7 protein-coding genes are annotated in these 12,069 nt (G+C 44.6%); 6 read left to right on the top strand and 1 reads right to left on the bottom strand.

All coding sequences use genetic code 11. The annotated features are described in order from the left end of the window. The first annotated feature begins 112 nt into the window (after positions 1-112). From JUB15_RS22425 to JUB15_RS22400, 6 genes are all read left to right on the top strand, one after another. Entirely contained in the window at positions 113-3,319 is a 3,207-nt protein-coding gene (locus tag JUB15_RS22425) for a SusC/RagA family TonB-linked outer membrane protein (RefSeq protein WP_207514891.1), read from the top strand. 23 nt (positions 3,320-3,342) lie between these two features. After that, positions 3,343-4,839: a SusD/RagB family nutrient-binding outer membrane lipoprotein gene (locus JUB15_RS22420; RefSeq protein WP_207514890.1), complete on the top strand. Its 1,497-nt coding sequence runs from the start codon at positions 3,343-3,345 to the stop codon at positions 4,837-4,839. A gap of 23 nt (positions 4,840-4,862) precedes the next feature. Next, entirely contained in the window at positions 4,863-5,816 is a 954-nt protein-coding gene (locus JUB15_RS22415) for a DUF1735 domain-containing protein (protein WP_207514889.1), read from the top strand. Between the two features lie 140 nt (positions 5,817-5,956). Then, complete coding sequence (locus JUB15_RS22410; protein ID WP_207515053.1) at positions 5,957-9,028, top strand: SusC/RagA family TonB-linked outer membrane protein; 3,072 nt, start codon at positions 5,957-5,959, stop codon at positions 9,026-9,028. Between the two features lie 11 nt (positions 9,029-9,039). Further along, on the top strand, positions 9,040-10,467 hold the full coding sequence (locus JUB15_RS22405; protein ID WP_207514888.1) for a SusD/RagB family nutrient-binding outer membrane lipoprotein: 1,428 nt from the start codon (positions 9,040-9,042) through the stop codon (positions 10,465-10,467). Positions 10,468-10,608: 141 nt separating this feature from the next. Beyond that, positions 10,609-10,926: a DUF3467 domain-containing protein gene (locus JUB15_RS22400; RefSeq protein ID WP_255539667.1), complete on the top strand. Its 318-nt coding sequence runs from the start codon at positions 10,609-10,611 to the stop codon at positions 10,924-10,926. Positions 10,927-10,994: 68 nt separating this feature from the next. On the opposite strand, the gene radC is transcribed toward JUB15_RS22400, so the two are convergent. After that, the gene (radC, locus tag JUB15_RS22395; RefSeq protein ID WP_207514887.1) at positions 10,995-11,687 is read right to left on the bottom strand and encodes a RadC family protein; all 693 of its coding nucleotides are present in this window, start codon (positions 11,685-11,687) and stop codon (positions 10,995-10,997) included. Positions 11,688-12,069 lie beyond the last annotated feature (382 nt).

Genomic DNA, 12,069 nt, shown 5'->3' with positions numbered 1-12,069 from the left:
GTTTTGTCTACCGGTTAGCAAAAAATGTATTTATTTGCACACGATTTTAAGATCGACGAAAATCGTTTGGTTTTCGGGATTTAAATCAATTATTTAATAATTCACAAGTCTCATGAGAAAAATTCTATCACTGCTGATAGCAGCATTGCTATCGGTTATGGCGTTTGCCCAAAATCGCCAGATCTCGGGTCGCATTACAGACGAAAAAGGAGACCCAATTCCCTTCGCCACTATTAAAATCAAAAAAACAAGTACGGGTACCGCTGCCGATGAAGCCGGTAATTTCCGATTAAGTGTTCCGCCAAACGCAACGCTCGTGATCAGCGCATCGGGTGCTGAAACCCGTGAAGTGAGCACTGCCGGCGGCGGTGATGTGCTTAATGTTACTTTGTCAAGGATCTCCAATGAGTTGTCAACAGTAGTGGTTACCACTTCTTTAGGTATTAAGCGGCAAGCCAAGGAATTGGGCTATGCGGCTACTTCTGTTACCAACAAGGTACTTACGCAGGGTAAGGCGGTTAACGTTCAACAAGCCCTGAATGGCAAAGTATCTGGTGTTTCTGTTACTACCACCAATAGTGGCGTATTTGAAAGCGCCAAGATCAACATTCGTGGTATCCGTTCATTAACAGGTAATAACCAGCCCATGCTGGTAGTTGATGGTGCGCCAACACCATTAGGATTTCTTTCTTCAATTCCGCCAGATGATATTCAGGAACTTACCGTTCTGAAAAGTGCTGCTTCTGCCGCTATTTATGGCCCTGATGCGGTGAACGGTGTAATTGTAATAACTACAAAAAAAGGTACTTCCAAAAAATTAAGTGTCTCTGTGAGCTCTGCACTGCAGGCAGCCCGCGTGGCCTATTTCCCTAAAATCCAAAGGGAATTCGGTGCAGGCGCCGGTGAAGTAACTGATGTTTATGGCAATTATGGCTATGTGCCTTATGAGAACCAGCAGTATGGTCCGCGCTTTGATGGTTCCATGCAGGATATTGGTGTACAGCTGGAAGACGGTACAATCCAAAGAGGCCCTTATAATGATGGTCGTTATAAGGATAAAATCAAATTCTGGAATACGGGTTTAACCTGGCAGAATTCCATTTCGGTATCAGGCGAAGATTTTTACGTAAGTGTGCAGGATGCAAAAGTAAAAGGTTTGATGCCTGAAGATGAGAACAGGAGAACAAGTTTTCGTTTTAACGGTGCCAAAAGCCGTGGCAATTTTTCTGTGAACTACGGGTTGAACTATGTGCTGCAGAATTATGATGTAGTGAATGAAAACGCAATGGCCGGTCTTTTCCCGGCCTACAACGGCAGTATTATGTTCCTGGTAATGCAAACACCCAGTAACGTACCGTTACTCGATTATAAAGACTGGAAGAATAGCAAATTTGCCCAGTATTCGAATTATTATAACGAGTTTGCCGTTAATCCGTACTGGATCATTGGAAACCTTCGCCAGAAGGGCCGTACAGATGATCTGATCGGCAATGTGGACGTTCACTACAAGTTTACAAAATGGTTAAATGCTTCTGCAAGATTGAGCACCAACGTGGGCTTCAATAGCTATAAAAATACCACCGCGCCGGTTGTGGTAACACCATGGGCAGCAGAACATCGCAATGCCACCCAGTATACCAACCGGCCAGGCAATGTATTTGATGCACAGGGCTTTTCTTCCCGCATTAACCTTGATTATTATTTGCATGGTGATTACAATATCAACAAAGATTTTGCAGTGCGATATATTGCCGGTAGCACGGTTCGTCAAAACCGATTCAAGGATGTAGCAGTAGGCGGTAATAACCTGGCGGTTCCTTATTTATACAATGTGGGACAACGGAGCGGCGATGCTAATGTACCCTTGTATACAGGAAGCTCCCAAACTACGAACGGCGGCAATAACTATGAAATTGAATCAAGATTATTATCGGCTTATGGAAGTGTTGGCTTCAGCTACAAAGGCTGGGCGAATGTAGAATTTACAGGCAGAAATGACTGGGATAGCCGCCTTGGGAAAGAGAACCGTTCTCTGTTCTATCCCGGCGCCAATGCATCGGTGATCCTGTCAGATGCGATCCCCGCATTGCAAACCAGCGTTATATCCTATGCCAAAGTAAGAGGCGCTGTTTCAAAATCAGGTAACGTAAACCTCGGTGCGTATGCGCTGCAAGCGACATATTCACAAGCGGGTGGTTTTCCTTATGGGAGCATTCCGGGTTTTACTGCTAATGGAACCATTCCTGCCGATAACTTAAAACCGGAATTTGTTGAAACCGTGGAAGCAGGGGTGGAGTTAGGTTTCCTGAATAACCGCATTAACGTAGAAGCTACCTATTTCAATCAGAATAATACTGATCAGATCCTGGCACTGTCCCAGTCTATTACGACCGGTTTCACGGTTGGATTGGCCAATGCTGCCGATTTCAAGAACAAGGGTGTTGAAATGGACCTGAACCTGACCCCTTTGATTAATGTGGGCAAAGGCAGGATTGATTTCAGGATCAATGCTACTTACAACGACAATAAAGTGACCCGTACGCTGGATAATGTGCCTGTTGTTATCGGTGGAAACTCAGGATTTATTCAAAACTCAGTAAGCTCGCCAACCGCAAACAATATTGCCATTGTTGGAAAACCTGCGTTTGCATTCCAGCTTACAGATTATGAAAGGGATCCTGAGACCGGAAAAGTGATTGTTGATGCGATAACCGGTAATCCTACAATCGCTACTGAACTGGCTGTCAGAGGACGTTCATTGCCTTTGTGGGTGGTAGGTTTAACACCGTCTTATTCAATTGGCGGTTTCACCGCCAGCATGACCTGGGATTATAAAACGGGTCACAGCTTCTATGCCGGTATAGGATCTGATATGGATTTTGCCGGCATTTCAGAACGCAGTGCTGCCTATGGACGTGAGCGTTTTGTGTTCCCGAACTCTGTTTACAAAGACGCTTCAGGAAAATTGGTTGAAAACACAAATATCCAGGTGCAGGACGGTAACTATGGATTCTGGACCGGCGCTGCCACCAACAGCCAGATCGCTACCAACTATTTTGCAAGCGCTGCTGCCTGGCGTTTGAGAGAAGTGAATATCTCTTACAACCTGCCATTAAAATGGATCGGTGGCGGAAAATACATTCAACGTTTAACTGTAAGTGCTATTGGAAGGAACCTGTTTTTGATCGTGCCAAAATCGAACCAATGGGGTGATCCTGAGTTTAACTATTCTTCTACCAACAATACGTTTGGTATAAGTAGTTCATACCAGTCGCCCGCTTCCAGATTATTTGGTGGTTCAATAACCGTTCAGTTCTAATTAAACTTTTAAAGAATTAATCAATGAAAAAATTTAAAATAAACAGACGAATTTGTGGTGCGGTGCTGGCAGTGATCGTTGCCTGTACAGGATGTAAAAAAGGCTGGCTCGATGTAAATGAAGATCCCAACCGGGCCACCGATGCTAATATAACAGCCGAACTTATTTTTCCGCAGGCAGCTCATTCAGTAGGTGCCCGGCTGGCAAGCGGCAACCTGCAGTTCATCCAGAACTGGATGGGTTATATGTCGGCCTCCGGTGATTTTGCCATCCAGCAGGATGAAACGACATATAATATCGATTTTACTTTCGGCGACGTGTTGTGGCAGAACAATTATAATGTTCTCTTTGATCTTTACCTGGTAAAGCAAAAAGCCCTGGCAGCTGAAAACCAGGTACTGGCAGGCGCTGCCATGATCTTGTCGGCCCGCCTTTGGCAGGACATGGTAGATATTTACGGAAATATTCCTTATTCACAGGCATTTCAAAGTAATAGCTACCGCCAGCCAGCATACGATAGGGCGCAGGATATATATGCAGACTTGCAAAAAAGCCTCGATACCGCTATTACTTACATGAAGGCTGCCACCGTGGGCTCCTTTAATGCTATTGATATTGTAAACAAAGGTGACAAAACGTTATGGACAAAATTTGCCAATACGCTCAAATTGCGGTTGCTCATTCGTCAGTCAGAGATGGCAGGTTTCAATCCTGGCAGCGAGATTGCTAAAATACAGGCCAATGGGGGTGTGTTGGAAGCCGGACAAAGCATAGATGCTAACCCTGGTTATGTAAATGAGAATAATAAACAGTCACCATTTTATGCCAATTATGGTTTAACCCCTGCCGGTGCTCAGGCAAGCACCAGCACAAGGGCCAATCGTTATTTCGTAAACTTATTGAACACGCATGGTGATCCAAGGATCGAACGGTTCTATAATCCGCCAGCAGCCGGCGGACCGATTACAGGTACAACTTATGGCCTTGCAGCGGGAAATCCCGACGGTAATCATAGTTCCACTATGGGACCTGGTATAGCGGGTAGTGCAACACAGAATCAATGGATCTTTCCTTCATTTGAAAGTATGTTCTTAAAAGCTGAGGCCATTGTCAGGGGGTGGTTGCCCGGTAATGCACAAACTGCCTATGAAGCTGCCGTAGTTGAATCATTTGTATGGTTAGGAGTAGAGAACGCCGTACCAGAAGCGCAGGCATATTTGGCAGATGCTGATATTGCCAATTGGGCAAATGCAGGCTCAACTGTTTTGCAGCAGGCAAGGTTTATCGCTTTTCAGAAGTATATAGCCTTATGTGCCATTGATCCTGTTGAGGCATGGAGTGACCTGAGAAGATTGAATATGATACCTGATAAAGGATATATTTCAGTTAATACAACCAGAACAAGTATTCCGGTCAGGTTATTATATCCACAGAGTGAATATACCACCAATGGTGACAATGTACGGGCTCAGGGTGAGAACATTAACCAGTTTGATTCCAAAATCTTCTGGCAACCATAAACCAACTACTTAAATAAATGAATATGAAACTATATCATATAAAATTATCATTATCGTTGGCCATAGCGTCATTCGTAATGGCAGGTTGTTTAAAAGACCAACCTTATGAGGATCAGGAAATACAGTCTAACCGCCCCGAAGGAACGCCAAGGGTTATAGAAATGAAAATTACAGCTACGAACACCCGTAAATTTGTGAGCCTGGCTTATGATAACAGCGACAATGATACGACTGTAAACCTGGTACCTATCAACCTGGCAACTGCCGATGTAGCTCCGGAAGATATCAATGTTACGCTGGAATTAAAACCTGATCTGGTTCAGGCATACAACGATTCTAACCATACTGCATATAGTATACCTTCCGCTTCATTGGTTTCCATCGTCAATCCGGTTGTTACTATTCCGAAAGGATCGCGTACCGGTTATATGCAGGTAAAGTTTAAACCCTCTGCCCTTATAGGCCGTGAGTATGCTTATGGATTGGCGATCACCAGCATTGATAAACCGGGCTACAATATCAGTGGCAACCTGGGTTCAGGCGTAGTAGCCATTCTCATTAAAAACAAATATGACGGAAGATATGAAGTAGATGGCACGCTTATAGATGCCATAAATCCGGCGTTGAGTTCAGGCCCTGATGGTCCGTATCCTTTCGAGGTTGAATTAAGAACGACTGGCGCCAATTCCGTTGCTATGTGGGTAAGTGGAATAGATTATGGCCATTTAATAGGTGGTAACAGTTACTATGGTTCGTTTTCACCTAATTTCATAATTGATCCGGCAACCAATAAAATAGTCAGCGTTACGAATTACCATGGTCAGCCCTCAGGAAATAACCGCAGTGCAGAAATCGTTGCAACCGGCGCAAATGTCATTAATGCCGACAAAAGTATCGATGTCAAATATGTTATGAAGCAGGCGGGTGCTACTCGTACAACTTTTGATGAACATTTTACTTATATTGGACCGAGGTAATAATATCTTTGAATATAGCTCAAAGGGCCGTCTCCATTAATGGGGGCGGCTTTTTGTTGCTGCAGTTCTCAACTTGCCAGAAAATATTGCTCCGTTTTACTTAATAACTTAGAGAAATTAGTTAAGTTACTAATGTATTCATTAAAGTCAAAGGCACCAATAATGCCGTAGCCGCCGATGCCGACGGCAAATTCTCCATCAACGCTCCCCAGAACGCCACCCTTGTCATTTCTGCCGTGGGTTTTGAACAAACAGAATCAAAAGCAGGTAATGCAGGTGTCCTTTCGGTATCATTGGCTCCACTCGATGCCATGAGCGAAGTGGTTGTAACTGCATTGGGTATTAAAAGAGCAAAGAATACCCTGCCGTATGCTGCACAAACTGTGCAGGGCGAAGATGTGAGCCGTTTGCGATCGGGTAATGCATTCAGCGCGCTTTCAGGTAAAGTATCGGGTTTGCAGATCAACCAGGGTAATGGGTTGGGAGGTTCTACCAACATCGTTATCCGCGGGATGAAGTCAATTACAGGCAACAACCAGGCGTTGTTTGTAGTAGATGGCGTACCGGTTGATAATTCCATCAATAACAGGACCAACCAACAAACCGGTCGCGGTGGTTACGACTACGGAAATGCGGCTGCAGATATCAACCCTGATGATATCGAGAACATAAATGTCTTGAAAGGTGCTGCAGCTACAGCGCTATATGGTTCAAGAGCTGCCAATGGGGTCATCATGATCACCACCAAAAAAGCAAAAAAAGGATTGGGTATTGTCGTGAACTCAGGTTTAACGATAAATTCGATCGATAAAAAAACCTTTCCCGAATATCAGAAAGAATATGGAGCCGGTTATTCGGACCCTTACCATGTAGACGGTTTCTATAGTTACGATGTAGATGGCGATGGGGTTAAAGATCTGGTAGTACCCACCTCGCAGGATGCATCGTACGGTGCCAAGTTCAATCCGAACTTAATGGTTTATCATTGGGATGCTTTTGACCCTGCTTCGCCTTATTACAAAAAGCCAAAACCGTGGGTAGCTGCCGCAAATGATCCGTCCACCTTCTACATAACTTCATTATCGAACAACCAAAACGTCCTGTTCGATGGCGCTACCGATAAAGGAACTTATAAACTGGGCTACACACGAAATGAGGATCGGGGCGTATTGCCAAATAGCCGTCTTATAAAAAATATGATCAACTTCGGCGCTACTTATAACATCACATCGCGACTCACTGCGAGCGCTTCGGTAAACTATTCGCATATTGATGGCAGGGGCCGGTATGGTACCGGATACAGCGGTCGCAACGTAAATCAGAACTTTCGCCAATGGTACCAAACCAATGTGGATATCAAAGAACAAAAGGACGCTTATTTTAGAAATTACAAAAACGTTACCTGGAACTGGAGTGATCCTTCAAAACCGTCGGGACTGGTTCCCATTTACACAGATAATTACTACTGGACCGTTTATGAAAACTACCAGAACGATAACCGATCGCGTGTATTCGGTTATGCATCACTGGATTTTAAAGCAACCGATTGGTTGAGTTTCCTGGGCCGGATATCAATTGATAATTACACGGAGCTCCAGGAAGAAAGAGTTGCCGTAGGAAGCCAGGGTGCAGCTTCGTATACCCGTTTCGACCGCACCTTCACCGAAAAGAACTATGACCTGATGGCCAATATCGATAAAGATCTGACCAAGGATCTTAATTTCAAAGGCCTGTTAGGTATTAACCTGCGCCGTACAACCGAACGTTCCTCATTGGCTACTACATCGGGTGGTTTGGTTGTTCCTGGTTTATACAGCATTTCCAACTCAAAAGGAACTATTCCTGCGCCCATTGAAACCAATCAACCTATTGCTGTAGATGGTTATTTTGGCGGTATCACCCTGAGCTACCAGGATTACTTATCACTGGACGCTACTTTCCGCCGCGACAGGTCTTCAACCCTTCCCGTTAGTGAAAACGCCTATAACTATTATGCGATTTCCGGAAGCTGGTTGTTCTCTCATCATTTACCCACTGTGCCGTGGTTATCTTCCGGCAAGATCAGGTTGAACTATGCAACAGTCGGTAACAGTGCTCCATGGGGAAGTATTTACGATGTATACGATAAGCCCGATCCGTTCGGCAGCAGTATATTATTTTCTTTGCCCGACAGAAAGAACAATAGTGAATTAAGGCCGGAAGAAACCAAGAGCCGCGAAATTGGTTTGGAAATGGCATTCCTGAAGAACCGCTTGGGCTTCGATGTTACCTACTACGTAACCAATACGATCGATCAGATCATTCCGGTTTCTGTTTCGGCTGCTACGGGATATACCGCAAAATGGGTGAATGCAGGTGATGTTCAAAATAAAGGTATAGAGTTGTCGGTGTATGCTACGCCTGTAAGAACTCCGAATTTTTCATGGACGGTAAATGTAAACTGGACACGTAACAGAAACAAAGTACTCAAGTTATATAATGACAGTAGAAACCTGCCATTGGGCGCATTCCAGAGCGGTGTTAGTATAAATGCCACCCTGGGACAACCTTATGGAACCATCCAGGGCAGAACTTTTGTAATGAAAGATGGACAACGGGTGGTTGACACAACAGGGTATTATATGGTTACCAGCACAACCACGAACGTAATAGGAAACATCAACCCCGACTGGATCGGTGGCGTGTATAACACGTTTAGATATAAAAACCTCTCACTGGGCTTTTTGGTTGATGTACGTAAGGGCGGTAATGTATGGTCGCTCGATCAGTTCTATGCACAAGGCACCGGTTTATACAAAGAATCTGCCGGGTTAAACGACCTCGGAAATCCGGTACGCAACAGCCTGCAGGATGGCGGTGGTGTAATATTTGAAGGAGTAACGGAAGACGGCAAACCGAATACCAAACGGGTAGTAGTAGACGCCAATTCAACCCAACTGCCGCAGGCCGCTTATTCATACGACGCCAGCTTTGTAAAATTAAGAGAAGCAAACATTACCTATTCTTTGCCCGCAACCATTTTTTCAAAGATCAAAGCCATTAAAGGCATTGACGTGTCGGTATTCGGAAGGAACTTATGGATCATCCATAAAAATCTGCCTTACTCCGATCCTGAGGAAAATCTTTCCGCTGGAAATATGCCCCAGGGAATGCAAAGTGGTGCGTATCCTACCACACGGTCAATTGGTATGAATCTTAGGTTGAAATTCTAAAAAAGAAAATCATGAGAAAAATCCTTTATATAGCCATGCCGGTCTTGTTCCTGGCGGCATGTACAAAAGACATTTCCCGGTTTAATAAAGAAACTAAAAAGCCTTCGGCTGTTCCAGGCGCTGCCTTGTTTTCAAATGCATTAAAAGGTCTTTCAGATGGCCTGGCCAATGCCAGCGTAAACGTAAATGTGTTCAGGTTTACGGTAAAACACTGGGCTATGGCGGTATATCAGGACGAGGCACAATACGATTTCAACACCAGGGGAATTCCCCAGGCCTGGTGGACAAGAATGTACCGTGATGTTTTGAACGATCTGAAAGAATCTGCCCGCGTTATCTCAAATGATGCCAATCTTGATGCAGCTGTGAAACAGAATCAACTGGCCATTATTGATATCATGCAGGTATATACGTTCAATATTCTGGTAAACACGTTCGGCAATGTTCCGTATAAAGAAGCGTTGGACCCGAACAACCTGTTTCCGGTATATGATGATGCCAAAACCATTTATACCGATCTGTTGAAAAGACTGGCTGAAGATATTGGCAAATTGAATACAGCCAGTGCCAGTTTTGCAGCGTCTGAAGATGTACTTTATGCAGGTAATGTAGCCCAATGGATAAGATTTGCCAGTTACCTGCAAATGAAAATGGGTATGATGATGGCAGATGTGGATAATGCAGTTGCCAAAGCTGCTGTTGAAGCTGCGGATGCAAAAGCGATTTCGGCTGCCTCACAAAACGCATTGTTTAAATATTTACCCACCAGTCCAAACACGAATCCCTTATATACCGATATCGTTATAGGCGGCCGGGCCGATTATGTGGCAGCCGAAGATCTTATGAATCCATTGATCAATTTGAATGATCCCCGCAAGTCGTTGTACTTCGGCACTAACAATGCAGGAAATTATGCCGGTGGTGTAGTGGGAAGAGTGAATACCTACTCAGACTTTTCCAAACCAAGTGCAAAGATCTCTGAACCAAATGCAGCATTGGTGTTGGGCGATTATGCAGAGACGGAGTTTTTGCGGGCAGAAGCCAAAGAGCGCGGTTATACGGTCGCAGGTACTGCGGAAGAACATTACAACAACGCCATAAAGGCTTCCATTTTGTATTGGGGTGGAACAGAGGCCGAGGCAAATGCGTACCTGGCCCAACCTGCGGTGGCCTATGCTACCGCTGCAGGCGGCTGGAAGCAAAAGATCGGTTTTCAAAAATGGATCGCCCTGTATAACCGGCCATTTGATGGCTGGACGGAACTGCGCAGGTTGGATTATCCCCAGCTTACGCCGGCTGTAAATGCAAAATCAGGGTTCCCCAACCGCTTCCCGTATCCGGGCAATGAGCAGCAGTTGAATGGAACCAATTACACGGCTGCAGCAGCCATAATGGGTAGCGATAAGGTTGAATTTAAATTGTTCTGGGATAAATATTAAGATACCTGTGTTAGCAAAGGGAGGTTTCCATGCAAATCGGGAAACCTCCCTTTTTGCGTTTTTAGCGTTTATTGCCTGAAAAATAAAATTCAGTACAAACCATTACGCCCGGTTTCTTACTTTTGGGTCTTAAATGTTGTAATGATGGAAGAACAAAATCAGCAGCCGAACCAGCTAAATATTGAAATCTCAGAAGAAGTAGCAGAAGGGGAATATGCCAATCTTGCCATCATTACCCACTCCCATGCAGAATTTGTAATAGATTTTGTGAACGTAATGCCCGGCACCCCAAAAAGCAAGGTAAAATCGCGCATTATTTTAACGCCGCAGCATGCCAAACGCTTTATGAAGGCATTAACTGAGAATATCCAGCGTTTTGAAGCCGCAAATGGTAAGATCCAGGACCTGGAAGAAGTGCAGATCCCAATGAATTTCGGCGGCCCTACGGCACAAGCTTAAACAGGTTTGTTGTTTATAGTTTGTTGTTTGCGGTTGTTAACAACAAACCACAAACCATAAACCACAAACTACAATATTCCCGCATCGGCAAAGCTGAAATAGCCGTTATCACTAACTATAATGTGGTCGAACAGCGAGATATCGAACAGTTTGGCCGCGTCCTTTAATTTTCTGGTAAGCTCCTTGTCGGCCCGGCTGGGTTGTAAATTGCCTGAAGGGTGGTTATGGCAAAGAATGAGGCTTACGGCTTCTTCGAGCAACGCTTTCTTCAAAATTACCCGGGGATCGGCTATCGTTCCGGTTATACCGCCTTTACTAATGATCTCGAAATGATTGATGCGGTTCGCCTGGTTCAGATAGGCCACCGCAAATACCTCGTGCGGCAGGTCGCGAAGGAGGGCCTGCAGGTAGCTGGCTATGTCGCGGCTGTTCTTCACATAAGGCTTTTCCATGGAAAGGGCAGCCTGGCGGCGGCGGCCGAGTTCCAGGGCTGCCATGATGGTTATGGCCTTCACTTTTCCGATCCCTTTGATACGCAGCATCTCCTGTATGGTAACTTTACCTAGTTCATTTAGGTTGTTCTTGCCCAGTCGAAGGACCTCTTTTGCCAGTTCAACGGCATTTTTTTCCCGATGACCGTTTCCGATCAGGATCGACAGTAGTTCCGAGTCGCTTAAAGTAGATGGATTTTTCCCAAGTAGCTTTTCCCGGGGACGGTCGTCTTTAGCCCATTTTTTTATTGAAAATTTAGTTTCTTGCATAGTTCAAATATTTCTAGTACTTTTCGGACAAATACTATAACCACAAAATGTACGTTATGTACTAGCATGTGCGTTATTTCATGTATAAATCCAAATCTTATTTAAAAATACTTAATCTATATCCCCATGAATAGAAAGACTACTCTAGCCGCTATTGGAGGTTACCAACCCTTCCTTTTTTGCATCGGAATGTACTTTGTTGCCCTTTTCTTTTCCATATTTATATGTTCTGCTGTTTTTTATGCATTTTATCCCAAAAAGATAGCGAAAGACGCTTCGGGACATAAAACGGCTGCTGCAACACATGGCGGATCAAGAATGCTGCTGACAGTGACCAAGTAACACCTGTTTTGGGGATCCACCGATTAATCAATAACCATTG

Origin of the sequence: Longitalea luteola (genome assembly GCF_017356035.1) — a bacterium.
GTDB classification, from domain to species: Bacteria; Bacteroidota; Bacteroidia; order Chitinophagales; family Chitinophagaceae; genus Niastella; species Niastella luteola.
This window is presented reverse-complemented; position numbering and strand designations above follow the sequence as displayed.